The following is a 22,901-nucleotide window of genomic DNA, read 5'->3' as shown; positions in this document are numbered from 1 at the left end:
CCGTGCAGGGGTCGACGGGGTCGCGGACGACATGGTTCCGTGCCCGGTGTGTCAGCTCCGCGGCCCCAGGATCTCCGCCAGGTCGTAGCCGACCGGTTCCTCCAGTTGTCCGTACGTGCAGCTCTCGGCGGTGCGGTCGGGGCGCCATCGACGGAAGCGGGCCGTGTGGCGGAACCGTACGCCGTTCTCCATGTGGTCGTACGCCACCTCGGCCACCCGCTCGGGCCGGACCGGGATCCAGGACAGGTCCTTCTTCGCCGACCAGCGGCTCGGCGCGCCGGGCAGCCGTGCCGTCTCGTGCGCCGACTCCTGTGCCCAGGCGGCCCACGGATGTCCGGACACGTCCTCCAGCCGCAGCGGCTCCAGCTCCTCCACCAGCTCGGCCCGCCGTTTCATTGTGAACGCGGCGCTCACGCCCACGTGCTGGAGCGTGCCGCCGGTGTCGTACAGCCCCAGCAGCAGCGACCCGACGACGGGCCCGCTCTTGTGGAAGCGGTAGCCCGCGACCACCACATCGGCCGTCCGCTCGTGCTTGATCTTGTACATGGCGCGCTCGTCCCGCAGATACGGCAGCGTGAGCGGCTTCGCCACGACCCCGTCGAGCCCGGCGCCCTCGTACTGCTCGAACCAGCGCTGCGCCACCTCGCGGTCCGTGGTCGCAGGCGCCACGTGCACCGGCGCCGTCACCCCGGTCAGCGCCTTCACCAGCAGCGCGCGCCGGTCGCCCAGCGGAACGTCGAGCAGGGAGGCGTCCGCCAGGGCCAGCAGGTCGAAGGCGACGAAGGACGCGGGGGTCTTCTCGGCCAGCATCCGCACCCGGGAGTCGGCGGGGTGGATCCGCTCGGTGAGCGCGTCGAAGTCGAGCCGCCCGTCCCTGGCGATCACGATCTCCCCGTCCATCACGCAACGCTCAGGCAACCGCTCCGTCAAGGCCGCCACCAGCTCCGGAAAGTACCTGGTCAACGTCTTGCCGGTACGGCTGCCGATCTCGATCTCGTCCCCGTCCCTGAACACGATCGCCCGGAACCCGTCCCACTTCGCCTCGTAGTGCATGTCCGCCGGGATCTTCGCCACGGCCTTGGCGAGCATCGGCTTCACGGGGGGCATCACGGGCAGATCCATACTTCGACTCTAAGAGCCGTCCATGGTGTCCGCCTGTCGCGTCTGCCGTCCGGCAGGGTCCGGCTGTCCTGCGGTTTTACCGCCGCTTCGCGACCGGGCTGTGAGACGAGTGTGAGACGGCGTCGCGGTCCTCAGGCGCCGGCGGCCGGGTCCTGCTTCGGCCGGCCGCCCTTGCGCGACCGGCGCTCCGCGAGCTCCAAGTCGGCCTTCTCCAGGTCGGCCTTGTCCTCGTCGGTGCCGTGCTCCAGAACGCGAGCCCTCATGTGGTCGAGGACGTCGTTCGTGCGATCCGTCCCGAGCTGCTCGCACACCCGGCCGTATGCCTGCCACAGCGGATCCGGCACCCGGATCGGTCGGGGCGTCGTGTGCCGCTTCGGCGCCGCGGCGGACTGCTCTGCCATCTCTCTCCCATTCCTTGTAGACACACGGATCGTCTCACGGGTCTTGTGTATCTACAAGGTTCCGACTACTGTGTAGATACAAGGTTAGCCACTCCGGAAACGGAACGGCCCTCGGCGGTGCGTCAACACCGGCCGAGGGCCTACGGAACCCACCTGATGCAACAGGGAGAACCGATGCTCCACCTTCTCATGACGCCCCGCACTGCTCGGACAGTCCGCGGCCTGATCGGCGCCGTTGTCGAGACCGCCACTGACGCCATCCGCTCCGTCGTCGCTCCCGCCACCCTCGTCGCCAAGCAGGTGACGCCAGCCGTCGAGGTCGAGGCGCCCGCCGTCGTCGAGGCCCCGGACCCGACCGACCTCTTCACCGCCGACGAACTGCCCGCCGTCGAGGACATCGAGCGCGCCGCACTCGGCTACGACCTCGCCGCCGACTCCGCCCGCTCCGCCGACCGCGCCAAGAGGAAGCACCGCAAGCTCCTCGACCGCCTGCCCGCCGGCACCTACGGCGCCTGGCTCGTCCGTCGCGTCGCCTCGAACCGGCAGACCGTCGACCTCGACAAGGTCCGCGCCATCTTCGAGGAGCACGGTCTCGGCGAGGTCCCGATGCGCGACACCGCCCCGTCCCTCCGAGTTGAGCGTGTCCAGGTTGCCGCGGCCGACGTCGAGGTCCTGGCCGGGGTGGCTGCCTGATGGGCGCCGTCCTCGACCTCGACAAGGCCATCCCCGCCACACCCGCCGCCGTCCACCAGGCGCTGCGCCAGGCCATGCCCGGCAGGTACACGCCCGAGCTGGCCGACCGGATCGCCGCCGACATCGTCGCCCGCTTCGAACTGCTCCGGCCGCCCGCCGGACAGACCGGCGGTGCCCAGTGACGAACCAGACCGAGACGGCCCGCCCCGCGCGGGCCGTCCCCGGCCGGCGCCTCATCGCCGCCGGGTTCATCTCCCACAGGGTCGACGTCCGCGTCACCGAGGTTGGCGTCACCGGCGCCATCCGACGGAGGGCCGGACGATGACCGACGCTCACATCCCCGAGCCCGTCCGCCAGCTGCTCGCCGCGATCAGCGAGACGCTCACCTTCCCCGACCCGGGAAGCGACCGGGCCGACCTCGCCCGCTACGAGGCCTGCGTCTGCGAGCGCGTCCACCTGATCCGGCTCGCCATCCGCGACGTACTCGACGGCACCGCCACGAACGGCGTGCAGTGGGAGGCCGACTACCTGCGCACGAAGATCGCAGAGCGGCCGCCCCGCTACCGGACATCCGAGGAGTACATCGCCCACCTCGCCGCGCTCGCCAACGGTGGTGAGGGCCAGTGAGCACCGAGCCCCGCACCGTCACGCTGGCCACGGCCGACCATGGCGACGTCACCCTCCCCGAACCGTCCTGGTGCGCCGGCCACGCCCACCACGACCCCGAAAGCCTGCGCGTCGACCTCATCCACGCTGGCCCCGCCGTCGACCTCGACCACCGCGGCCGCACGCTGCTGTCCGCCGAGCTCGTCCAGTCCCCGCACGCCAGCCCCGGCCCACGCCACCTCGGCGGCCGGACGCCCGGAGTCTCCGTCCACCCGCTCGGCCAGACCCTCAACCCCGTCGAGCTGTACGGCCTGGCCGCCGACCTCGACCGGTACGCCGACCAACTCCGGGCCCTCGCCGACCAGCTCGACGCCACCCTCGGCGGTGGCCAGTGAGCGCCCGATCCCGTATCTCCCGCCCGACCGAGGTGGCCGCCATCCGCGCGGCCGCCCGGTCGGCCCGGCCCCTCCCGCCTGTCCCCGCCCTCATGGCTGCGCTGCTCGACGCGAACGCGCGCAGCGACCGCGAGGGCACCACCCTGGCCGCGCACCGCGTGGTGCGCGCCGCCGCCCCGGAGGTGGGCGAATGACCCCCGTACTCGACTGGGCCCCCGCCCACCCGACGGCCGTCGTCGGCGCCACGGTGACGCTCCTCGTCGCCGTCACGCTCGCGGCCCGCGCCGTCCGTAAGACCACGACCCGCCCGCCGGCCGCCGTCCTCGTTGCCGCGCTCGGCGCCCTCGTCTGCACCGCCTACTCCGGCGACACCTCGTGGGGGTTCGCCCGGGACCGCCTCGGCATGACGGCTGTCGAGGAGCGGTCCGTGATGTTCCTCGCCGCCGAGCTGGCCCTGTTCTCCTGCGCGCTGATGGCCCGACAGAACCTGCGCACCCAGGGCGCCCCGGGCACACCGGGGATGCTCGTCTGGTTCATCACCGCGGTGCAGGTCATCCCGGCCTACGCCGAGTCCGGCATCGTCGGGGGCACGGTCCGCGCCGTCGTCGGACCGGTCATGGCCGCACTGCTGTGGCACCTCGCCATGGGCATCGAACTGCGGCACGCCAAGCCCGGCGCCGACTCGGGCAGCCTGCCCGCCCTCCTCGCCCGAGAGCTGCGCGAGCGGCTGCTGTCCCGCCTCGGCCTCGCCGTCCGCGACCGCACCGCCGAGCAGATCAGCCGTGACCGGTGGACGGTGAAGGCCGTTGCCCTGGCCGCGAAGCTCGCCGACACCCCGCCCGATGGCCGCGGCCGTGCCCGCCTGTCCCGGCGCCTGTCGGTGGCGGTGGGCAAGGCGCAGGCCGGCGCGAGCGCAGAGCAGCGGGCGAAGCTCCTCGACCTGCTCGCCGCCCGCCGCCACGCTGCCTCCCTCGCGACCATCGACCTCGCCTCGCCGTGGGAGGACGCCGTCGAGGTGACCGTCAAGCAGGTGCCGGAGGAGCGGAAGGAACTGCCGCCCGCTCGACCGCCGGTCGTCCCGCCCGGTGTCCGCCTGCTGCCGCTCACGGCCCGGCCCGTCACCAACTCGGATCCGTCGCCGTACCGGTGGGACCGGATCCGCGGACGCCTGGTCACCGACCCGAAGGTGGTCATCCCCGAGTCGGTGCCCTGGCACTGGAAGGACGTCAGCGCCGGGACCGGCCTGGAGCCGGGCGACGCTTCGAAGGTGCCCGCCGCCGTGCCCGCGCAGCCCGCCCGTCAGGTGGTCACCGAGGTGGTCACGATCACCCCGAGCGAGCTGCTGAAAAGGGCGCAGCGCCTCGACCGCGACCGGTCATCTACTCCCGGCCGCCGGGTGACCATCGGCCAGTTGCAGGACGAGTTCGGGCTCAGCCGTCGCGAGGCGACCGAGCTACGTCGCCAAGTGGTCACGAACGAAGGGCGGTAGTGGTCATGAAGATGCTTCTCCTCGGCGCCCTGCTCGGGCTCCTGATCGCGTTCCCGCCGCTCCTCGCCCTGGTCCTCGCGGCCGCCGTGGCGATCCTGGCCAAGCCGGTCGCGGTGGCATTCGGCCTCGGCCTCGCCGCCCAGCCGGTCATCTCCCGCCGTGTGCGGAGGTGGACGTCGTGACCGAGCCCAACCCACTGGCCAAGGCAGAGGCCGCCGTCGCGGAGGCCGCCGACAACACGGACATCGTCCGGATCGTCGCCGCAGTGCTCGCCGCGCAGCAGGCCACCCAGCAGCAGACCGCGCCGCCGGCCCCGGCCCGCCCGGAGTTCGACGCGCGGAAGTGGCTGACGATCGGCGGCCTCGGCATCGCCGGGGGCCTGGTCGCCTCCCTGTTCGCCATCGCTGTCGCGATCGGCGCCGTGTCCGTGGCGATTCTCGCCCTCGTCCTCCGCGCCATCTGGGGCGATCTCCAGCGCAAGGGCAGCTGACCCTTCCGTCCTCCGCCAGTTGTGAGGGACAGCCTGTCCTCGGCAACTGCGGGGGCGCGGTGGGGCCGGACCGTCCAGCCCGCGACCAGGAGGAACCCGTGAACCGAGAAGCACACGTGAAGCTCGCGGACGAAGCAGTCACCAAGGCGGAGAGGCTCGCCGGATGGGCCGAGAACGCAGCCCGCGGCGACGGCCCGCACAAGGCCGCCCCCTACGCCGCCGCCGGCACCCTGTGGGACTCGATCGCCCGCACCCACCTGCTCATCGCCGAAGCAACGCCCGCCGACGACACCACCCCGGAGGTCTGACCCATGGCGTTCACCGACAAGGACCCCCACTCCGCGGGCGAGATCCTCCGCGTCGTCGCCCTCGGCCTCCGCATCGAGCGCCGCAGGGCCCGCGGCAAGCCCGTCAAGCGCCTGGAGAACCGCGTCGACCGCATCGCCGAGAAGGCGCAGCAGCGCGAGAACCAGCGCGGCAAGGGCCGCAAGAAGTAGATCCACCCCGGGGACGGCGTCACGCCGGCAAGCAGACCGCCGTCCCCGGGCCCGGACCGCCCATCAGAACGACCGGAGAGCACAGCATGACGGACACCATCGTCCCTGCCCAGCCTGCCGCCGCCGAGGTCGTGTCTGGCATGCCAGACACCGACGTCCCGGCGCAGCCCGTCCCCGTCGACAACCCGAAGCTGCCCGACCCCGGTGTCACTACCGAGAAGCGGCGCCCCGTCGTCGCCCCGTGGCTGCGGTCCCGCCGTGATCTGCTCGCCACCGTCGAGCGCGCGGCCGGGCACGCCGGATACGCCACCGCCTTCCACGGGCTGCGCGCCCCCTGGTACGGCATGCAGCTCGCCCTCATGGCGCCGCGCGGCACCGCCCGCCTGGTCACCGGCACCAGCCGGTGGGTGTGGGACCGGGAGGCCGCACCCCTGCGGGACTACGCCGTGCGCACCGAGGACGTCGAGGAGTACATGCGCCTCGCCCGCCTGCGCGCCGGCCGCGTCCGCCTGCGCGGCCTGGTCACCGTCGTCGCCTGCACGTTCGGCCTCGGCTTCGCGATCTGGCTGTACGTCATGGCCCCCGCGTTCCTGTACGTCTTCGCCGCCGGCGGGGTGATGACGCTCGGCTTCTTCGGCCAGCAGCCCGACGCCCCGGTCATCGGCCCGGCCGTCATGCGCACCGAACTCCAGAAGCTCACCGGCACGATCGTGCTCCGCGCCCTCGACGCCATCGGCAACGCCAAGATCAGTGCGGCGGTGAAGCGGGGCGGCGACATGAACGGCATGCGCTTCACCAGCGAGATCACGCGCGACGGCCCCGGCTACCGCGCCGACCTCGACCTCCCGTATGGCGTCGTCCCCGAGGACGTCATGGAGGAGCGCCAGGCCCTCGCCTCCGGCCTGCGCCGCAAGCTCGGCTGCGTTTGGCCCTCCGGCGACCCCGACGAGCACGAGGGCCGCCTGATCCTGTGGGTCGGCGACAAGCCCATGAACGAGACCACGAAGCCGCCGTGGCCGCTGCTCCGCGAGGGCGAGGTCGACCTGTTCAAGCCCGTCGTGTTCGGCAACGACCAGCGGATGCGGGACATCGTCGTCTGCCTGATGTTCGTCTCCGTCGTCATCGGCTCCGTCCCCCGCATGGGCAAGACGTTCCTGCTCCGCCTGCTGCTCCTGATCGCCTCTCTCGACCCCCGGGCTGCCCTGCTCGCGTTCGACTTCAAGGGCACCGGCGACCTCGGCCCGCTGGAGCCGGTCTGCCACCGTTACCGGTCCGGCGAGGAGGACGAGGACCTGCTGTACGTCCTGCACGCCATGCGCGAGCTGAAGGACGAACTGCGCCGCCGGGCCAAGGTGATCCGCTCCCTGCCCAAGTCCCGCTGCCCCGAGTCGAAGGTCACCCCGGCCCTGGCCAGCGACAAGGCCCTCGGTCTCCACCCGATCGTCGTCGGCTTCGACGAGTGCCAGGTCCCCTTCGAGCACGAGAAGTACGGCGCCGAGCTGGAGTCCATCTGCACCGACGTCGCCAAGCGCGGCCCCGCCCTCGGCATCATCGGGATCTTCGCGACCCAGCGCCCGGACGCCAAGAGCCTGCCGCCCGGGATCAGCGCCAACGCGATCCTGCGGTTCTGTCTCAAGGTCATGAGCCACACCGCGAACGACATGGTGCTGGGCACCGGCGCGTACAAGGCCGGCATCCGCGCCACCATGTTCAGTCGCTCCGACCGCGGCATCTGCTGGATGTCTGGCGAGGGCGACGACCCGGTCATCGCCGCGTCCGCGTTTGTCGACGGGCCGGCCGCCGAGCTGGTCGTCGTCCGCGCGCGCGAGCTGCGCGAGGCCTACGGCAACGTGACCGGGCACGCGATCGGCCAGGGCCCGTCGGAGTCGCGCGGGATGGACGTCCTCGGCGACGTCGCCAAGGTGTTCCGGCCGGACGAGGAGCAGCTGTGGTGCGAGCGGATTGCCGCCCGTCTCGCCGAGTCCTGGCCGGACGTCTACGGGGAGTGGACCACCGCGCGGATCGCCCCGGCGCTGAAGCCGTGGGGTCTCGCGACGGCCGACGTGTGGTCGGCCGGGGAGGACGGCAAGGGCACCACGAAGCGGGGCATCAGGCGGGCCGACGTGCACGCCGCGATCACTCGCCGTGACGCGGACCGGGTCGCGGCGTAGCACCAGAACGGCAGCTAGGCCTAGCACCCCGCACTGCTAGGCCTAGCACCTCCGCTAGCACCAGAACATGCCCCTGACCTGTTACCTAGCGCCTAGCAGTAGGGGCCACCGTGAGCGGGATTCACCAGGATTCGAAGGGGAGGACATCCCATGTGGCTTGCTATGGCTGCGGTCGTCGGCTGGCTCGGCGGCTACGCAGTGTTGTGCGCAGCGCGACCGTTCGGGGCATGCCGCCGGTGCCGCGGCGCGGGTGAGGTCGAACGGTTCGGGAAGCCGCGGACGTGCCCGCGCTGCCATGGGAAGAAGCTCCGGCTGCGTCTCGGTCGGCGAGCCCACAACGCATGGCGCCGAACCCATGACGATGGCACCCGCTGAACGGGAAGATGCCCCATGCCCTCACGCCAGCCCTCACCCACCGGGCCGAGCCTGCTCGTTGCCCTGTGGTGGCTGTTCCTCGCCGCCTGCGCCGCCGTGATGTTCCTCGGGGGCATCAACTTCCTGTTCCTGGATAGCCCCGACGACGGGCCCAGGCCGACGCCGACCGTCACGGTCACCGAGATCCGGCCCGAGCAACCTGAGGTATCAACCGACCTCCCGGACACGGCTGTCGACGACGGCCTGACGGACATACCCACGCCCGCCGTCTGCACTGATGCGGACGCCCGAGGCGTGGTCCCCCGGGACCGGTGGACGCCCTGCGGCCAGCTCCTCGGCTACTTCGACGACTCGGCCACGCCGCCACCTGGTGCCCCTGTCGCACCGTGAGAGCAACGAACGCCCCGCTCGGGCTGATAGCGGGGCGGGGCGCTCGTCATGTCGTCCAGACCTCGGGCCCGCCGCCCCGCCACTCGATCAGCTCGGACCTGACGACATCCATCTCGTCCCAGCCTTGGAGACCTGCCTCCTGAAGGAACGCGACGATGTCCCGGACCGAGAACGCGCGGCCGAGGATCACGCCGTCCGCGCGGACACGCCGGCCACCGTCCTCGTCGGGCGGGTACACGATGACGGGCGTCGCAGCGTTCATGATCACAGCGTCACCCGTGTCCGTCGCGGGCGCATGTCGTAGCGGCGGGGAGTCGCGGGCCGCCACTCAATCCGAAGCGCGCTTGCTGCCCATCTTGCGGGCCATCTGGGCTGCCTGCTCCGGGGTCACCAGTTCCACCCGACGGCGGAAAGCGCCCTTCACCACGAAGAAGCCGGAGAACTTCCCGAGCAGCCCGATCTCCCGGCATTCGTACAAGCCATTTCCGGGCAGCGGCCACCCGTAAGGCGGTCCGCTGCGATTGAGGAACGTCCGCGCGTACACGTACTTCTTGTTGGTGCCTCGGATCTTGGCGACCCAGCCGATCGGGCTGTCGCTGATCACCCGCTTCGGAGTGATCGACACCATGGGAAACACGCATGCCGGGTCCGCGGTGGCGATGTTCACGGGGACGTCCAGGGCCGCTTCCGATGCCGCCTTCTGCTCCGGGGTGGCGTGCCGCTGGCAGACCTGCGGGTGAGGGCCGATGCCGTGCCAGACCATGAGCGAGAAGCTACAGCGGGTCCCCTTCTGCGTTGTAGCCGTGCACTGACTCACGCTGCCCCATTCCTTGCGGTCTTACCTGCTCAGCGAGCACTTCGGCAGGACAGTACTTCGCGAGACCTCGATCTCAGCAAGCCGGGCCGACCGAGACCTGGACCCCCTTGAGGCGCCTGGCTGGCGTGGCGTCGGGGTCGTACCCCGGGTTGTCACTCGCCCACGCCGCTTCGGTGCAGGCCCCGGCCACGTTCGGCGATGTCCGCTGCACCGTGTCAAAAGTGGACTCGCAGTTCGGGTATCCATTGCCACCCAACAGCTGGGCGCTGTCGGGGACCCCAGGCACCCTCATCCACACGACGATGTCCCCCACGTCCGGGCATTCCTTCACGGAAGTCGACGGGGTCGGCTTCGCCTTGGACGCGGGAGACGGGCTGTGGACTGGCGCAGCCGCGGAATGGCTGCGCGTCATGGACGGCTTGACCGAGGTGTGCGTCGGTCCCGATGCAGAGTCCACGGCACCGGAGCCGCAGCCGGCAGTCAGCAGAACGGCAGTGATGGGCAGGATGAAGCGGCGCACGAGGCCCCCATGGTGGTGCGGCAGTTGAATGCGGCCACCGTGGCAGGTGCGCGCGGAGCGTGCGCGAGTGTTTCCGGACCGTGACATCCGATCGGCAGCAGAGCAGTCAGCCCCTGTGCCTCTCTTGCGCGCAATCGGCTCGCGCCCCGCTCTCCCCGCAATCCTGAGCAATCCACCAGCGCGCACGCGGAATGCCGCGCATCCTGGGATCTTCAACCCGGCCAGACGGAGGATGAGATGACGCTCAGGTTCCTCGGCACCACCAGCGACGGCGGCGACTGCCCGACCCTGTACGAGGTCGAGGAGACGGGCGACATCGTCGTCCAGGGCGACAAGCTCACCGACCCCGAACACCTCGCCCAACTGCGCGACGTGAAGGACTCCGAGACGTTCGTCGTCATCCCGCGCGAGCTGCTCACCCGCTTCGCACCGAAGGAGTAGCCCGTGCCCGAGGTGATCCCCTTCAAGGAGATCGCGCACGTCTTCAGGACCTTCGAGCACACCGCGTGGAGGTTGGAAACCCGGCGCGGCTACGCCACGGACCGGAACAGTGAGACGTGGGCGCGATGGCAGGCCGGTGAGGACGTTGCCCTTGAGCCACCGGACGGCTGGCGCCGCAACGTCGCCGAGCAGACCGCGCTCGGCAAACGGTTCGGCCGCGTCCGTATCATCGACCAGCCGCTCACTGAGGGGCAGAAGTTCCTCCTGGCCCGCGCGCCGAGCAATGTGGCCGCGGGCGACGAGGTCCGCTACCTGACCCGCACAGACGCGGACCGGCTCGGCCTGCCGGACTTCGACTTCTGGCTCCTCGACTCGCGCACCCTGCTGCGGTTCGTCTTCGACGAGCAGGACACCACCCTCGGGGTGACCGTGTCGCAGGAGCCGACCGACGTCCTCGCCGCGTGCCAGGCCCGGGATGCGGCCTGGCATCACGCGATCCGTACCGCCGAATTCGCGCGGCGGGTAGCTTCCACAGTGTGAGCACCGACTACCAGTCCGCCCGGGTCGCCCTCGGTGCGCGCCTTCGGGAGCTGCGCACTGAGGCCGGGTTGGACGGCAAGGGCATCGCCGAGCGCCTCGGCTGGCAACGCTCCAAGGTGAGCCGGCTAGAGAACGGGAAGCAGACCCCGAGCAGCGACGACCTGCGGCTGTGGGCCGAGGCCGTCGAGCGCCCGGACGTCACGGCCGAACTGTCCGGACGGCTCACCGGTCTTGAGACGCGGTACCGGTCGATGCGCCGGCAGTTGGCCAACGGGCACCGAGCCCGCCAGGAGCAGGCCGTCGCCGAGACCGAGCAGACGCAGATGATCCGCGGCATGGAAGTCGTGCGAATCCCGGGCCTGTTCCAGACCGCCGAGTACGCGCGGCACGTGTTCGCCGCGAACGCTGCCTTCCGGCAGGTCCCCGACATGGACATCGAGGACGCCGTCCGGGCCCGCATCCGCCGCCAGGGCGCCTTGTACGAGCCGGGCCGCTCCTTCCGCATGCTGATCTGGGAAGGCGCCCTGTACGCCCTCACGTGCCCGCGCGAGGTGATGGCGGCCCAACTGGACCGGCTCGTCTCCCTGATCGGCCTGGACACCGTGGAGCTCGGCATCGTGCCCTTCTCGGCGCAGCTGCGACGCAGCCCCTCACACGGCTTCTGGATCTACGACCGTCGATTGGTCATCGTCGAGACCCTCAGCACGGAGATGTGGCTCGACGACGAGGAGAACCTCGCCCTGTACGGGCGGGCGTGGGAATGGCTCGCCGAGTCCGCGGTCCACGGAGCACCAGCGCACCGGCTGATCGGGCGGGCCCGGGCCGCGCTGAACCTGTCGTGAGCAACCCTCGGCAACACCGCGTGTAGCGCGAGCAATCCGGCGCAATCGGCGCGCGGGCGCGCAATCGCAGTCCCTACGGTCCTGGTCATGGCCTTACAACCTGCCCTGTACGAACGGCAGGCGGGACAGGATTGGCTCCTGTCCTGCGCCGACATCCCCGCCGAAATACGGTCCCTCTGGGACGCCGACGAACTCGGCCCGTTCCCCTCCGGCGGCCACTGGATGGTCGCCGAGACCACTCTCGCGCGGACCATGGACGCCCTCCGGCGCATCGACCAGCCGCGCCGCGGCCCGGTCCTGAGCGACGTCACCACGGGCCTCGCCTGGTGGCTGCTCCCGGCCACGCTCGGCGAGGAGCTGGACGACGTCCGCACCATCACCATCCACCCCCGCGGCTGGGTACTGCGCTGCCCGCCGGTGCTGTACCCGGTGCGTGGCCGGGTCTGGCTGGAGCGCCCGGACGGCACCGGACGGCTCACTGACCCTGTCCTGCTCGGTGCCGCGCTCGGTCCCGGTGGCGGGCCCCGACTCCCCACGGAGGCATTCGCATGACCGTCACCTCAGCCCAGACCGCGGACGGCGCGCTGCTCGACGAGCCAGCGAAGCGCCTGCTCGCCTCGGCGAAGACAGCCGGGGACCGGGCCGCCGCGCAGGCGCTCGTCGAGGAGGAGACGATCCTCGCCCACCGCAGCGTGCTGAGCGTGCTCGGTCTCCTGGATACGCCGGCTTGGTCGCCGGTCCGCTGGGAAGGGCTGACGGGCCGGGTCTACAGCCTCGGCCTGGACGAGGAGCAGCGGGCGTTCCTCGGCCTGACGCTGTCGATGGTGGGCATCGGGCAAGTCACCCTGGCCGCAGTGACCGATCTAGGCGAGCGTCGCCTGGCGGTCATGCTGCGTGCGATCGCCCGTCTCGCGGGCAACGACACCCTCGCGGTGGGCACCCGCGTCTGAACTCTCGCGGCCGGCCCCGTGGTCGGCGGCGAGTAGGGGCCGACCCGCCCCGGCTGTACACGGGACGGGTCGGCGACGGCTGTCCGCCCGCCCTCAGCACCCCAGGCGACATGAGGGCGGGCGGGCTCGGCTACATCCCTCGCGGCGGGTTGATGACCTGCTGGACGTTGCCGCCGCGCGCACGGACCATTCGCCGAATCTCGGTCAGCAGAAACTCCTCGTACCGAGAATTGGTGGTCCCCTGAATCTCCAGCACCACCTTCACCTCCTGCGCGCGACCACCGACCCCGCCGGCAGCAGTGGGCGCCCGGCGGGGGGTGTTGAGCATCGACGCCCACGGAGCCTGAGCCGCCGCCAGCCGCCGCATGCTGTCCGGGTTCGACAGCACCCGCGACCCCACCGGCAACTCCGCCAGCTCAGGGCCCTGCTCGCCGACCAGCGTCAGCCCCGACCGGATACCGCCCGTCGCAGCCGCACCGACGATCCCACCGCTGGCCTTGCCCTTGAGCGCCTTCTCGATCATCTTCTCCATGGACTTGGCCAGCCGGTCCATGCTCTTCTTCAAGTTGTTCTGCGACGTCGTCAGCGTCTTCACGACCGCCGTCTGAGCCTTGATCGCAGCCCCATACACGGAGTCCGCAGTGGTCTGGCCAGCCGAACCAGCAGCGGACTCGATCTGCGACTGCGTGGAATTGAACGACGACACCTCAGACGACGACGCCTCCAGCAGGGCGCCAGCCGTCTCCAGGCCACCGCCGTCGATACCCGCCTCGGCAACCTGCTGAATGATCGACTTGCTGTAGCCCTTGGCACGCAGCTGCTTCAACGCACTGGCGAAGGCGACGACCTTGTCCCGCGACATGACCATCTGCCCGCGGATCGACCCCAACGTCACCGTCTGATCGCCGCCGGCCCCCTTGGTGATGTTCGCCGAGCTGATGAGACTCGACTTCACCGAGTCCTTCAGCTGCGAGGCAGCGTCCTTCAGGCCGTTGAGCTTGTCCTTCGCCTTGTCCAGCGATGCAGTGACGCTCGTCAGCTTCTTCTCGTAGTTGATCAGGCTCTTGCCCACCGAGTTGAGGTGCTTCAGCAGGTTCGACTCGGTGCGTCCATGGAACGCCGCCTTGATCTTCCCCGCCGCCTCGTTCAGCGACGACACCAGCGCGTTCACATCCGACGGCGCACCCAGATTGTGCTCGAACGGCGTCCGCGTGTAGCCCGCCGCCCGGCCGAAGTAGCTGATCCCGAACTCGCCGTGCAGTTCGTGACGCGCGTCGGCCTCGGCCTTCGCAGCAGCCTTCGCCTTGGCCTGCGCCGCCCTCTGCGACTTACTCAGATGCCCGCCCTTCGCGAAGTGCGGCACCCGGTCCTCGTTGATCGCCTCCAACAGTGCCCGATACTTCGACGTCTGCCGCTTGTTGACGATGAACTCGCCGCCCATCGCCAGCAGCGGCACATCATCCTGCGTGCCCGAACCGCCCTCGATACCACCACCGTCCGCGTAGCGGCGCACCATGCCGCCGGCCGCGTACTTGCCGCCCTCGTGGAACACGGAGCCCGCGTTCGACGTGGACGTCTTGGTGATGACGTAGGTCGTGGCCGTCTTCCCGTCCAGGGCGTTCATCGCCCCATTCACATCCGCGATCTGGCCCAGCGCCTGGCCATCCTTCGCGAAGATCTGCACCGTGCCGTTCTTCAGGTGCTTCACCTTGAATCCGAAGGACTCCAGCACCTTCTCAGCCCCCGAGGACAGGGCCTTCAGCGTCACGCTCTTCGCACCGGGCGACTTCTTGACCGCGGCGTTGAACGACTTGAGGTCCGCCTCCGCCGCCTTCTTGTCGACCTTGAGCTTTGTGGCCTGCGCCTTCGGGGGATTGAGGAGCAGCTTGGCCAGCTTCTCTGCTTCCTTGCGGGTGTCGCCCATCGCCATCGCCGTGTCGATGAACGCCTTCCGGCCCTTGGCGTAGGCCTTGTCGACCTGGTCAGCAGCGAAGTGCTGCTTGTTCATCTTGTCGATGTAGTCCTCGGTCTTGGCCGCGAGATCCGACAGCACAGCGCGGTTCTTCCGGCCCGCGTCCGTGTGGATGTTGAGGGTCCGTCCGTTCTCCTTCACAGCCTTCGAGGAGTCGGAGATCGCCTGCTCGAACGCGGTCTCTGCGTCGAACGCGGCGCGGTGTACTGCGTTGAGCGCCATGATCGACTGCTCCAGGCCCTTGGCGCTCATCGCCTCAGCGTCAAGGTTCTTCTGCGTCGACACTGCCGCCGCGCCGAAGATGCCCATGGCTTTGGCCGTCAGCTCCGACTCGGCCCCCGCATCCGCCACAGCCAGCGAGTACTTCGGGAACAGGGCGTTGATGTCCTTCTGAGTGCGCCCTGACGACAGCATCGCAGCCTCGTACCCCCTGAAGGCGTCCGCGGCCTCCTTGGCATGGCCGCCCTGCGCCAGCTGCGCCAGCCCTTCGTCGAAGGCCTTGAAGTCGTCCTTCGCGGCGCCCATCGACTTAGTACCGTGGAGCAGGTCGTCGATCTTCGGCACGACATTGTCGATGATCGGCCCCATGGCCAGGTACTTCTTCGACCAGCCGAGCCCTTTGTCGAGACCCGCCTCCTCGCCCTTCAGCCGGTTCAGCTTCGCGACGAACTGGTCCACGCTGCCGATCGACGACTTCAACTCGCCCGTCGTCTTGCCCGTCGCGGCAAGGGTCTTCAGGCTCGTCGTCAGCTTGTCGACGTCCGGCGGCGCACCCCGGGCCATCGTTGCCAGCTTCTGAATCCCCACAGCCGCAAGCGCCAGGCCAGTGATGATGATGCTGCCCTTGCCAACAGCGCTCAGCGATGCGAACGCCGCTTTCAGCCCGGCAATGCCGCCGCCGGCAGCGGAGAACGCCTCCCGCATGTACATCGCCTTCAGGGCGACCGTCTCGAAGACGCCCTTGATCGCTGCCACGCCCCGGGTAGCGCCGGACCACAGCATCGTTGCGGCGGCTGCGGCCTTCATCGCGGCGGAGACAGCAACTGTGACGGTGAGGAGTCCCGCGAGAGCACCGGCCACCGCGACCGTCGCACCCTTGTGCGCGAGCATCACCCCGACCACCGACTGCAACGGTGGCATGAGCTTCGTCCCGACAGTGATCGCGAGCGCGTCGAACCCGGCCTGCAAGGCCTTCATCTGGAACGCGAAGGTCTTCTGCGTAGTGGCCCACGCACCCCCGAACTTGTTCGCCCCTGCGATCCCCGCCGGGTACTTGGACTCCAGCTTCTCGAATTCCCTGACCAGGATGTTCAGGCCCGAACCGGCCTTCTTCCCGAAGGCGTCCGTGATCACCCCGCCCTGCTCCTTGGCGGAGATCCCGGCCTTCTTCATCCGGCCGACCAAGTCCTCCATCGCCAGCTTCAGGCCACCCTTCTGCATGTCGTTCTTGAGGGTGTCCTGCGTCAGGCCGAGTCGCTTCAGCGCCTCCCCGGCCGTCGCGACCGGATGGGCGAGCGCCTGAACGGACATGCGGAGCTGAGTACCCGCGTTCGCACCGCGGATGTTGTTGTCACCGAACACGGCCAACGCCGCTCCGACGTCCTGGATATTGAGGCCGAAGCCGGCCACCGTGGCGACCATGCCGGACCCGAACGCGCTTGCCAGGTCCTGCATTTTCATGTCGCCGGTGCCGACGGTCGCGTTGAGGACACCCATCGCCTTGTCGAAGTTCTGAACGCCCGGAATGCCGGAAGCCACAGCTGCGGTCAGCGCGTTGGTGACGTCGACGAGGTCCGCGTGACCGAGCGTGGCGCCCTTTGCCGCGGTCTCGACGAGGGACAGGGCCTTCTTACCGGAGATGCCCGTCGACTCGAAGTTCGACTCGACGTGGTACAGCGACTCGGCGAGGCTGTCGGGGTCCTGCCCGACCTTCCCCGCCAGCGCGAGAACGCCCTGCTTCAGCCCGGCGATCTTGTTCTGAGAGACGCCCGCCTGCGTATGAAGCTGCGTCATGGAGGCGTCGAACTTGGCGGCCATCTTCACCGACTCGTAGCCGAACGCCGCCAGGCCCACGCCAGCCAGCGCGGTTGCCTTGTGGAAGCCGCGCATCACGCCGCCGGCCTTGTTCACCTCGGCGTTGACACCGGCCATCGCGGGGCCGGTGAGGTTCTTCGCTGTGACGAGGATTTCAACAACGTTCGCCATCACTCACCACCCCCACTCGCAGAAGGTTCGAGCGAGGTCGCCCGCTGGCCCTCGTCCAGCACCCGCCGAGCGCAGCCAAGACACACAGCCGAGACCACGACCCACGACGCCATCTCCACCACGACCGGCCGCGCCCCCGCCATCAGGTCACCCGGGCAGCAACCGCACTGCGCCGTCACGCCCGCCGGGATGCCGGTCGCTGTCCGCTCCAGGTGGCAGGCCAGACAGCGGGCGTAGCCTTCCGTCGCGAACAGGTAGCCCCGGCCCGGTCGGCGCCGAAGATGTCTGCACCGCGGCAGATCCTCAGTGAGGACCCGCTCGACCATCCCGTCGAGCAACTCAGAATCCCCGCGGACGTAGTCGGAAACGATCAGCGCCTTCACACCGTCCGGCGCCACGTGCGCGAACAGCACAGGCAGCAGCGCAGGCCTGCCCGCCGCGCCCTTTGCCGTCCGCCAGCGCGTCCGACCTCCCGCCCGGCTCACCGCTGCTGTCCGAACGTCACAGTGGCCACGGCCCCGTCCAGCAGGCGGAGCCGCACCCTGCTGATGTCCGCCCGCATCTCCGGACGGGCCCGCCAGCGGCGCACCGTCCGCCCGGACACCCCGACCTCGGGGCCGATCTCCTCCGTCGGCCGACCCAAAGCCAGCAGCACCGCCGCCCGCATCCGCGCGGGCATCTCCACATGTCCAACAGCGTCCATTGTTGTCCACCTCCTACAAGGAGATTACGGCTGAACGCGGCTATTCATGCGCCTGTCGACCATCGAAATTGGAGAGTTCCTACAACATGACGGCGCCCGGCCTCCCCTCTCAGGAAGACCGGGCGCCGCGCCCCGCGAGACCCCTCAGCGGCGCCTCTCCGCCCGCACCAGCGCGAGCACCTCATCCCGGCCCCGCGCCGCCGTCACACCCCCGTAGGGAGGCGCAGCGAACCGAGCCAGCGGGTGCCGCGGCTGCACCGCCGCCACCACGTCGGCGAGCACCTGGCCGAGCACCGCCCCGCCGTCGACGAGCGGCCACAACTGGCCGCGCACCCACGCAGATCCGTCGAGGCCGGCGCCCGTCTCCTCACCGTCGGCACACCGCAGCCCACGCGCCGCGAGCTTCGCACCCACCACACGAACCCGGTCGTCGTGTTCCGCGAGCGAGCGCGCCGCCGCCTTCATCGCCTCCGCAGCGGCAACGGCCGCCGCCACAGCCGCCGCCCGCGACGCGGCCAGGCCCTCGACATCCCGGCCCATCTCCTGCGCCGCCGCCTCGCCCTCGGCCGCCCGCCGCTGCCGCGCCTCCTCCTGCACCTCCCAGTCCTCGCGCATCAGACGCGCCCGCACCGCCGCATGGTCCGCAGCGTCATACGCGTCCTTGTGCCTGTCGTAAGCGGCCGGCGAGGCGCGGTTGGTGGCGTACTCCCGCTCCGCCTCCCGCAGCTCCTCCGCGGCCCGCCGAGCCAACGCCTCGGCCTGCTCCAACTGCTCCGTCGTCACCGTGATCACGGCACTCCTCCTCAAGAACTCGTCTACCTGACCGGTCACTTCGACGCCTGCATCGCCTGAAACGCGTTCACCAGCCGCGGCGGCTCGGGGTGCTTCACGACCGGCACCGCCGGCACCCCCGACATCAGGCCGTCCCCCCGCTGCTCCCACGCCCGATAGCCGAGCAGACCCGCCAGCGACGCCCGCACCGGACTCATATGCGGCAGCCTCGCCTCCGCCACCCGGTCCGCCACCCAAAGCAACGCCCCCGCCGGCGCCAGACCCTCATACGACGCACCCCGCACCCGAACCGTGGTGGTGAACAGCCCACGATTCCCGCCGGTCTCCCCGTCCAGCCCGAGCCCGGCCGCCGCCAGCGCGTCCGCGTGCCGGCCCACCAGCCCGTCGTAGGCCTCCGCGGCCGTCATCAGCGCCACGAGCGCCCGCTGTGCCACCTCGGCCGACTGCTCCAGCTCCTTGCGGGCCGCGGCCATCTCCTTCCCCGCCGCCGTGATCTCCTTCCCTGCCGCCTTCTCCCGCTCCTCCCGCGTCGCCGCTGCCCGCTCCGCCACCACCTGCTCGTCGTACCTCTCCCGCAGCTCCCGTGCGCTGGCCCGCAGCCGGGCCGCCAGCTGCGAAGCCTCCGTCAACTCCAGCGCTGCCACCTCGCTGTAGGGCGCCGACTCCAACCGGGCCGCCGCCGTCTCGCGCGCCTGCTCCTGCTCGGCCGCCCGCTCCTCCGCCTTCTCCACCTGCCGTGCCGTGATCTTCATGACGCCTCCGTTACCTTCCGACTCGATCTACCGGTAACCGGGTGGGCACACGCCCGCCCGGAAGTCCTCCGCCATCCCAGGGGTTCGGGCTACCCCGGGACCACGGCAGCGGCTCGGCGCCGCAACGACGCCCGCTCCAGCCGCGTCGTCCCGCCCCACACCCCCCACACCGCAGGCCGCTCCAACGCCCACGCCCGGCAGGCCTCGACGTAGCCGCAGCCCGCACACAACGCCCGCGCCCCAGCCGCCCGCACCCCGTCCTCGAAGTACGCATCCGGATCCGCCCGACACCGCACCTCCGGGCCGACCGCCGTCACGAACTCCGGCACCCCCAACCGCACAGCAGGCCGAGCCCCACTCACCCGCCACCCTCCATACGCCAGTTCAACGCCAGCACCCCCAGCCCGGCGGCAACGAACCCAGCCGTCACCGACCACGTAAACGCAGCCACCGCCAGCAGACCGAGCCCGATCGCGTCCAGCAGCGCCGGCCGCACAGCCACCAGGCCAGCCCGCACCCTGCGCGCCGTCACAACCCCACCCCCTGCGACTCCCGCCACCGCTCCGCCGCCAACACGAGCGCTGCCTGCCGCCGCGGATCCGACGGCTCCAGCCCCAGCCACGCCGCCGTCCCGTATTCAGGGACCCCAGCCAGCACCGCGATCTCCTCCCGAGCCCACGAAGCGGCCTCACCCTCGCCGCTCACCACTGACCCCGGCCCTCACGCCGCGCACGCTCGGCCGCCGCCTCGATGCCCTTCCGCAACGCCGCCTGCCGCTCCTCGCTGTCCCTCTGCGACGCCTCGGGCCGTTCACCCCCCGACACCACCGACTCCGCCGCGCTCACCGAGCCCGCCCGCTGCCCCGCCCGAACCATCGCCCACAGCAGTACGACGATCACCACCGTCACGCACACGACGACTACCGCCGCCAGCCCATACCCGTTCACCACCGGTCTCCCTCACTCCGCTCCAGCACCCGGGCAATCCCGGCCGCCAACAACCGCCGACGCCGAGCCGGAGACGCACCCGCCGGAATCACCACCGTCACCGGACCCCGGTCCCGGCCATCCAGCCGGGCCTCCGCCTGAGCCACCGCAGCCATCACCCGCTCCGCATCCAGCGGCTTCACCGCCACCGCGGCACGCACCCGCTCCAACTCCGCCACGAACACCGGATCCCGCAGCCACGAGCGCACCGTGCTCGGATGCACACCCACCTCATCCGCCGTCGCCCGCTGCGACTTACCCGCAGCCAACGGCCACAGCGCCTCCACCCGCTTCCGCGGATCACGCCTGCTCATACGTCGCCTCCTCGATGTAGCGGCCCACCCGGGCCATCCAGCTCCTCGATGAACGGCCGCCCCCGCGGACACCTCCGCGTCCCCCGCATCGGCGGCAACCGCCCCGCCCTCACCCCCCACCGCTCCGGCAGCGTGAAGTCCATGAACCAGTGGTAGCGGCGCCACGCAGTCGTCGCCGACAACCCCAACGCCGCCCCCGCCGCCCGAAACGTCAACCCCCGCCCCAACACCAACTCCGCCACCGCCAACCCCTGGTCAGCCTTCACCGCCAAACCCAGCCGAAGCCGCGGATACGGACCCCCCTGCCCCACCCGCCCAACCAACGGAGAAGGTGAAACAGCCTGGCCCTTCAACCGCATCGACACCCGACCCCGCGGCCCCCCGGTCACAGCGCCACACCCTCGTCGGATACGGCCGACTCCTCGTCGGCCTGGCGGCGCTGCTCGGCCTCGGCGAGGTTCCGCAGCTTGCGGGCGTGCCGGTGGGCGAGGCCACGCCGGCGGGCGGCGGCAAGGTCGTCCCGGCGCTCCTTCGCTGCTTGGATCCGGGCGCGGGCCGCGGCGATGCGAGCCTGCACCTGCTGCTCGACGTGCGAGACAAGCTCAGTCATGACGTCCTCCGGGCCGAGTTGCGGACGGGGTCAAGCCGCATGGGCGTAGCTGTCCAGCCGGGCCGATGCCTGCTGCACCGCCTGAAGGTCCGAGACCTCCCCGGCTGTCGCGCCAGGGGGCACCGGGATCCTCTTGAAGCGGCAGTAGTTCAACTGCTTCACCGACGGCGGGCGCTGCCGCCACCCTGCGCCCCGGGTCGCGAGAGACCGGGCGGAGCGCTGCGCGTACAGCTCCGCCCACTGCATCGCGAACTCCAGCGGATACTCGGGGTCCGGTGAGGGGGCGCGGACACCTTCTGCCTGCGTCGAGCGGCGGATGCGGTACGAGCCCGGTTCTTCGCCCGATACGAGGAAGTACAGGGTGTCTCCGGCGGGGACGAACCAGGTGCCGCCGCTGGTGCGCAGCCATCGCACGGCCGAGTCGTCGAAGAGGCTGATGTCCTGCCAGTCGACGGCGACCGCACGCAGTCCCGGCAGGGCGTCAGGGTCGTCGTCGAGGGCGGCCGCGGCGAGAGACTCCCCGTCGTCCACGACGAGATCCCGTTCGGTGAGATCGGCGAGGGTGGCCAGCTTGTGCCGGGTCGAGGCGCCCATGACGTCGAGGACCAGGGCGTCACGCTTCCCATGCCAGGGGCGCAGCACCCGGCCGACCATCTGTACGTACAGGCTGGCCGACTTCGTAGGGCGCGCGATCACCGCGCACGACGCCCACGGGGCGTCAAAGCCTTCGGTGAGCACCATGCAGTTGGAGAGGACTTGGATGCTGCCGTCTGTGTACGCCTTGAGGGTGGCCGTCCGCTCGTCCCGGGGCATGTCTCCCCACACCGTGGCGGTGCGGATGCCGCGGGCGTTCAATACGTCGGCCATGGACTTGGCGGTGTCGACGGTCGGGGTGAAGACGACGCCCGGCCGGTCCGCGGCGTACTCGGTGTAGGCGTCCGCGACGACCGCAGCGGCGTTGGAGTCGTCCAGGGCGCGGGCGAGCTGGCCGTCCTGGAGGTCGCCGTGCCGGGTCTTGACCGAGTCGAGGTCGAGGCCGCCGACTCGGACGGCCTTGCCGCGGACGTTGACGAGGTGCCGGTCCGCGATCATCTCCAGGATGTCGCGGGTGTAGACGATGCGTTCCCAGACGTCGGCGAGGCCGCCGTCTTCGCGGTGCATGGTCGCGGTGAACCCGGCGGCCGGCGTGGAGTCGAAGCATCCGAAGTGCTTGAGGACGTCGATGTACGTGGGCGCGGCAGCGTGGTGCGCCTCGTCGACGATGACCAGGCCGATCCCGCGGATGGCTTCGCGGCGGCGGGGGTTGGCGAGGGTCTGCACGCTGGCGACGACGACGTCCACGTCCTGGTGCTCGTCGCACTCGGCCTTGACGATCCCGACTCGCAGGTGGGGAGCGACGGCGCGGATCTTGCCTGCGGCCTGCTGGATGAGTTCGTCTCGGTGGGCGAGGACGAGGGTGCGGACGCCGCGGGCGTGCTGTTCTGCGGCGAGGTGGGAGAAGACGACGGTCTTGCCGCTGCCTGTGGGGAGCAGCACGGCCAGGCGGAGGCCGCCGGCCTGCCATCCGGTGCGGAGTGCATCGATGGCTGCCCGCTGGTACGGGCGGAGAGGAAGCGCTTCGGGCACGGGGATCACCTCGGCTCTGCGGGGTTCTGCGGGGAAGTTGCGGGGATGTCTGCGGGGAAGTTGCGGCAGGGCCGCATGACCGCTGACCTGCTGTTCTGCGGGGTTTGCGGGGTTGTGCGGAATGTTTCTCTAGGCCGCCATATAGGGAGCGCTTCACCGTTGCTGCGCCGCATGCAGATGTGTGTTGCATGTGAGGTCTGCG

The 22,901-nt window shown here is 70.5% G+C and carries 31 protein-coding genes; 17 read left to right on the top strand and 14 right to left on the bottom strand.

What is annotated here, in order from left to right:
- Window positions 1-51 precede the first annotated feature (51 nt).
- On the bottom strand, window positions 52-1,122 hold the full coding sequence (locus ACFWI4_RS27860; RefSeq protein ID WP_387201387.1) for an ATP-dependent DNA ligase: 1,071 nt from the start codon (window positions 1,120-1,122) through the stop codon (window positions 52-54).
- A 131-nt stretch (window positions 1,123-1,253) separates the two neighbouring features.
- Window positions 1,254-1,523 carry a hypothetical protein gene (locus tag ACFWI4_RS27855; protein ID WP_387201384.1) on the bottom strand — a complete coding sequence of 90 codons (270 nt, stop codon included), beginning with the start codon at window positions 1,521-1,523 and terminating at the stop codon, window positions 1,254-1,256.
- A gap of 174 nt (window positions 1,524-1,697) precedes the next feature.
- On the opposite strand from ACFWI4_RS27855, the gene ACFWI4_RS27850 reads away from it, so the two are divergent.
- The 12 genes from ACFWI4_RS27850 to ACFWI4_RS27795 all read left to right on the top strand — a co-directional run bounded on the left by ACFWI4_RS27850 (window position 1,698) and on the right by ACFWI4_RS27795 (window position 8,629).
- Entirely contained in the window at window positions 1,698-2,216 is a 519-nt protein-coding gene (locus ACFWI4_RS27850; protein WP_387201381.1) for a hypothetical protein, read from the top strand.
- A complete protein-coding gene (locus ACFWI4_RS27845; RefSeq protein WP_387201378.1) occupies window positions 2,216-2,398 on the top strand; it encodes a hypothetical protein in 183 nt (60 codons plus the stop codon). Before ACFWI4_RS27850 ends, ACFWI4_RS27845 begins: the two co-directional genes overlap by 1 nt.
- A gap of 139 nt (window positions 2,399-2,537) precedes the next feature.
- Window positions 2,538-2,843, top strand: coding sequence for a hypothetical protein (locus ACFWI4_RS27840; RefSeq protein ID WP_387201375.1), 306 nt, complete (start codon window positions 2,538-2,540; stop codon window positions 2,841-2,843).
- Window positions 2,840-3,217: a DUF6907 domain-containing protein gene (locus ACFWI4_RS27835; protein WP_387201372.1), complete on the top strand. Its 378-nt coding sequence runs from the start codon at window positions 2,840-2,842 to the stop codon at window positions 3,215-3,217. The genes ACFWI4_RS27840 and ACFWI4_RS27835 overlap by 4 nt, the downstream gene beginning before the upstream one ends.
- On the top strand, window positions 3,214-3,411 hold the full coding sequence (locus ACFWI4_RS27830) for a hypothetical protein (protein WP_387201369.1): 198 nt from the start codon (window positions 3,214-3,216) through the stop codon (window positions 3,409-3,411). The genes ACFWI4_RS27835 and ACFWI4_RS27830 overlap by 4 nt, the downstream gene beginning before the upstream one ends.
- Window positions 3,408-4,706, top strand: a complete 1,299-nt coding sequence (locus ACFWI4_RS27825; protein WP_387201366.1) for a hypothetical protein — start codon at window positions 3,408-3,410, stop codon at window positions 4,704-4,706. Before ACFWI4_RS27830 ends, ACFWI4_RS27825 begins: the two co-directional genes overlap by 4 nt.
- Before the next feature lie 5 nt (window positions 4,707-4,711).
- Window positions 4,712-4,888 (top strand): hypothetical protein, encoded by a 177-nt coding sequence (locus ACFWI4_RS27820; RefSeq protein ID WP_387201363.1) that lies wholly within the window; start codon window positions 4,712-4,714, stop codon window positions 4,886-4,888.
- Complete coding sequence (locus tag ACFWI4_RS27815) at window positions 4,885-5,196, top strand: hypothetical protein (RefSeq protein WP_387201360.1); 312 nt, start codon at window positions 4,885-4,887, stop codon at window positions 5,194-5,196. The genes ACFWI4_RS27820 and ACFWI4_RS27815 overlap by 4 nt, the downstream gene beginning before the upstream one ends.
- A 98-nt stretch (window positions 5,197-5,294) precedes the next feature.
- A complete protein-coding gene (locus tag ACFWI4_RS27810; protein ID WP_387201357.1) occupies window positions 5,295-5,504 on the top strand; it encodes a hypothetical protein in 210 nt (69 codons plus the stop codon).
- A gap of 3 nt (window positions 5,505-5,507) precedes the next feature.
- Window positions 5,508-5,693 carry a hypothetical protein gene (locus tag ACFWI4_RS27805; protein ID WP_387201354.1) on the top strand — a complete coding sequence of 62 codons (186 nt, stop codon included), beginning with the start codon at window positions 5,508-5,510 and terminating at the stop codon, window positions 5,691-5,693.
- An 86-nt stretch (window positions 5,694-5,779) separates the two neighbouring features.
- Window positions 5,780-7,864 (top strand): cell division protein FtsK, encoded by a 2,085-nt coding sequence (locus ACFWI4_RS27800; protein WP_387201352.1) that lies wholly within the window; start codon window positions 5,780-5,782, stop codon window positions 7,862-7,864.
- 390 nt (window positions 7,865-8,254) lie between these two features.
- The gene (locus ACFWI4_RS27795) at window positions 8,255-8,629 is read left to right on the top strand and encodes a hypothetical protein (RefSeq protein WP_387201349.1); all 375 of its coding nucleotides are present in this window, start codon (window positions 8,255-8,257) and stop codon (window positions 8,627-8,629) included.
- Window positions 8,630-8,675: 46 nt separating this feature from the next.
- Here ACFWI4_RS27795 and ACFWI4_RS27790 read toward each other — a convergent pair whose 3' ends face one another.
- Both ACFWI4_RS27790 and ACFWI4_RS27785 read right to left on the bottom strand, forming a co-directional pair.
- The gene (locus ACFWI4_RS27790; RefSeq protein WP_387201346.1) at window positions 8,676-8,891 is read right to left on the bottom strand and encodes a hypothetical protein; all 216 of its coding nucleotides are present in this window, start codon (window positions 8,889-8,891) and stop codon (window positions 8,676-8,678) included.
- 66 nt (window positions 8,892-8,957) lie between these two features.
- Entirely contained in the window at window positions 8,958-9,392 is a 435-nt protein-coding gene (locus tag ACFWI4_RS27785) for a hypothetical protein (protein WP_387201343.1), read from the bottom strand.
- 811 nt (window positions 9,393-10,203) lie between these two features.
- On the opposite strand from ACFWI4_RS27785, the gene ACFWI4_RS27780 reads away from it, so the two are divergent.
- The 5 genes from ACFWI4_RS27780 (at window position 10,204) to ACFWI4_RS27760 (ending at window position 12,739) form a co-directional block, all read left to right on the top strand.
- A complete protein-coding gene (locus ACFWI4_RS27780) occupies window positions 10,204-10,407 on the top strand; it encodes a hypothetical protein (protein ID WP_326787868.1) in 204 nt (67 codons plus the stop codon).
- Window positions 10,408-10,410: 3 nt separating this feature from the next.
- Complete coding sequence (locus ACFWI4_RS27775; protein WP_387201340.1) at window positions 10,411-10,947, top strand: DUF6879 family protein; 537 nt, start codon at window positions 10,411-10,413, stop codon at window positions 10,945-10,947.
- A complete protein-coding gene (locus ACFWI4_RS27770; protein ID WP_387201337.1) occupies window positions 10,944-11,789 on the top strand; it encodes a helix-turn-helix domain-containing protein in 846 nt (281 codons plus the stop codon). Before ACFWI4_RS27775 ends, ACFWI4_RS27770 begins: the two co-directional genes overlap by 4 nt.
- Before the next feature lie 87 nt (window positions 11,790-11,876).
- Window positions 11,877-12,341, top strand: coding sequence for a hypothetical protein (locus ACFWI4_RS27765; RefSeq protein WP_387201334.1), 465 nt, complete (start codon window positions 11,877-11,879; stop codon window positions 12,339-12,341).
- Window positions 12,338-12,739 carry a hypothetical protein gene (locus ACFWI4_RS27760; RefSeq protein WP_387201331.1) on the top strand — a complete coding sequence of 134 codons (402 nt, stop codon included), beginning with the start codon at window positions 12,338-12,340 and terminating at the stop codon, window positions 12,737-12,739. The genes ACFWI4_RS27765 and ACFWI4_RS27760 overlap by 4 nt, the downstream gene beginning before the upstream one ends.
- Window positions 12,740-12,869: 130 nt before the next feature.
- Here the strand turns inward: ACFWI4_RS27760 and ACFWI4_RS27755 are convergent, their stop codons facing one another.
- The 10 genes from ACFWI4_RS27755 to ACFWI4_RS27710 all read right to left on the bottom strand — a co-directional run bounded on the left by ACFWI4_RS27755 (window position 12,870) and on the right by ACFWI4_RS27710 (window position 22,699).
- Window positions 12,870-16,916 (bottom strand): phage tail tape measure protein, encoded by a 4,047-nt coding sequence (locus ACFWI4_RS27755; RefSeq protein WP_387201328.1) that lies wholly within the window; start codon window positions 16,914-16,916, stop codon window positions 12,870-12,872.
- Window positions 16,916-17,329 (bottom strand): hypothetical protein, encoded by a 414-nt coding sequence (locus ACFWI4_RS27750; RefSeq protein WP_387201325.1) that lies wholly within the window; start codon window positions 17,327-17,329, stop codon window positions 16,916-16,918. Before ACFWI4_RS27750 ends, ACFWI4_RS27755 begins: the two co-directional genes overlap by 1 nt.
- Window positions 17,330-17,397: 68 nt before the next feature.
- A complete protein-coding gene (locus tag ACFWI4_RS27745; RefSeq protein ID WP_387201322.1) occupies window positions 17,398-17,619 on the bottom strand; it encodes a helix-turn-helix domain-containing protein in 222 nt (73 codons plus the stop codon).
- A gap of 144 nt (window positions 17,620-17,763) precedes the next feature.
- Entirely contained in the window at window positions 17,764-18,411 is a 648-nt protein-coding gene (locus tag ACFWI4_RS27740) for a hypothetical protein (RefSeq protein WP_387201319.1), read from the bottom strand.
- A gap of 35 nt (window positions 18,412-18,446) precedes the next feature.
- On the bottom strand, window positions 18,447-19,163 hold the full coding sequence (locus tag ACFWI4_RS27735; RefSeq protein WP_387201316.1) for a hypothetical protein: 717 nt from the start codon (window positions 19,161-19,163) through the stop codon (window positions 18,447-18,449).
- An 89-nt stretch (window positions 19,164-19,252) separates the two neighbouring features.
- On the bottom strand, window positions 19,253-19,459 hold the full coding sequence (locus ACFWI4_RS27730; protein ID WP_387201427.1) for a WhiB family transcriptional regulator: 207 nt from the start codon (window positions 19,457-19,459) through the stop codon (window positions 19,253-19,255).
- Between the two features lie 405 nt (window positions 19,460-19,864).
- Window positions 19,865-20,110 carry a hypothetical protein gene (locus tag ACFWI4_RS27725; RefSeq protein WP_387201313.1) on the bottom strand — a complete coding sequence of 82 codons (246 nt, stop codon included), beginning with the start codon at window positions 20,108-20,110 and terminating at the stop codon, window positions 19,865-19,867.
- Window positions 20,107-20,463, bottom strand: coding sequence for a helix-turn-helix domain-containing protein (locus ACFWI4_RS27720; protein WP_387201311.1), 357 nt, complete (start codon window positions 20,461-20,463; stop codon window positions 20,107-20,109). Before ACFWI4_RS27720 ends, ACFWI4_RS27725 begins: the two co-directional genes overlap by 4 nt.
- Window positions 20,464-20,848: 385 nt before the next feature.
- A complete protein-coding gene (locus ACFWI4_RS27715; protein ID WP_387201309.1) occupies window positions 20,849-21,073 on the bottom strand; it encodes a hypothetical protein in 225 nt (74 codons plus the stop codon).
- Window positions 21,074-21,103: 30 nt separating this feature from the next.
- Window positions 21,104-22,699 (bottom strand): DEAD/DEAH box helicase, encoded by a 1,596-nt coding sequence (locus ACFWI4_RS27710; RefSeq protein WP_387201306.1) that lies wholly within the window; start codon window positions 22,697-22,699, stop codon window positions 21,104-21,106.
- Window positions 22,700-22,901: the final 202 nt, after the last annotated feature.

Origin of the sequence: Streptomyces sp. NPDC127038 (genome assembly GCF_042725875.1) — a bacterium.
Classification (GTDB): domain Bacteria; phylum Actinomycetota; class Actinomycetes; order Streptomycetales; family Streptomycetaceae; genus Streptomyces.
Note: the sequence above shows the minus strand (reverse complement) of the source record. Positions and strands in the feature narration are given on the sequence as shown.

Excerpts from the sequence above, each read along its gene's own strand:
- ACFWI4_RS27860 (WP_387201387.1), bottom strand. The coding sequence starts at position 1,122 with ATGGATCTGCCCGTGATGCCCCCCGTGAAGCCGATGCTCGCCAAGGCC.
- ACFWI4_RS27765 (WP_387201334.1), top strand. The coding sequence starts at position 11,877 with ATGGCCTTACAACCTGCCCTGTACGAACGGCAGGCGGGACAGGATTGG.
- ACFWI4_RS27720 (WP_387201311.1), bottom strand. The coding sequence starts at position 20,463 with ATGAGCAGGCGTGATCCGCGGAAGCGGGTGGAGGCGCTGTGGCCGTTG.
- ACFWI4_RS27855 (WP_387201384.1), bottom strand. The coding sequence starts at position 1,523 with ATGGCAGAGCAGTCCGCCGCGGCGCCGAAGCGGCACACGACGCCCCGA.
- ACFWI4_RS27745 (WP_387201322.1), bottom strand. The coding sequence starts at position 17,619 with ATGGACGCTGTTGGACATGTGGAGATGCCCGCGCGGATGCGGGCGGCG.
- ACFWI4_RS27780 (WP_326787868.1), top strand. The coding sequence starts at position 10,204 with ATGACGCTCAGGTTCCTCGGCACCACCAGCGACGGCGGCGACTGCCCG.
- ACFWI4_RS27795 (WP_387201349.1), top strand. The coding sequence starts at position 8,255 with ATGCCCTCACGCCAGCCCTCACCCACCGGGCCGAGCCTGCTCGTTGCC.
- ACFWI4_RS27825 (WP_387201366.1), top strand. The coding sequence starts at position 3,408 with ATGACCCCCGTACTCGACTGGGCCCCCGCCCACCCGACGGCCGTCGTC.
- ACFWI4_RS27800 (WP_387201352.1), top strand. The coding sequence starts at position 5,780 with ATGACGGACACCATCGTCCCTGCCCAGCCTGCCGCCGCCGAGGTCGTG.
- ACFWI4_RS27715 (WP_387201309.1), bottom strand. The coding sequence starts at position 21,073 with ATGACTGAGCTTGTCTCGCACGTCGAGCAGCAGGTGCAGGCTCGCATC.
- ACFWI4_RS27735 (WP_387201316.1), bottom strand. The coding sequence starts at position 19,163 with ATGAAGATCACGGCACGGCAGGTGGAGAAGGCGGAGGAGCGGGCGGCC.
- ACFWI4_RS27820 (WP_387201363.1), top strand. The coding sequence starts at position 4,712 with ATGAAGATGCTTCTCCTCGGCGCCCTGCTCGGGCTCCTGATCGCGTTC.
- ACFWI4_RS27790 (WP_387201346.1), bottom strand. The coding sequence starts at position 8,891 with ATGAACGCTGCGACGCCCGTCATCGTGTACCCGCCCGACGAGGACGGT.
- ACFWI4_RS27850 (WP_387201381.1), top strand. The coding sequence starts at position 1,698 with ATGCTCCACCTTCTCATGACGCCCCGCACTGCTCGGACAGTCCGCGGC.
- ACFWI4_RS27785 (WP_387201343.1), bottom strand. The coding sequence starts at position 9,392 with ATGGTCTGGCACGGCATCGGCCCTCACCCGCAGGTCTGCCAGCGGCAC.
- ACFWI4_RS27840 (WP_387201375.1), top strand. The coding sequence starts at position 2,538 with ATGACCGACGCTCACATCCCCGAGCCCGTCCGCCAGCTGCTCGCCGCG.
- ACFWI4_RS27760 (WP_387201331.1), top strand. The coding sequence starts at position 12,338 with ATGACCGTCACCTCAGCCCAGACCGCGGACGGCGCGCTGCTCGACGAG.
- ACFWI4_RS27755 (WP_387201328.1), bottom strand. The coding sequence starts at position 16,916 with ATGGCGAACGTTGTTGAAATCCTCGTCACAGCGAAGAACCTCACCGGC.
- ACFWI4_RS27845 (WP_387201378.1), top strand. The coding sequence starts at position 2,216 with ATGGGCGCCGTCCTCGACCTCGACAAGGCCATCCCCGCCACACCCGCC.
- ACFWI4_RS27805 (WP_387201354.1), top strand. The coding sequence starts at position 5,508 with ATGGCGTTCACCGACAAGGACCCCCACTCCGCGGGCGAGATCCTCCGC.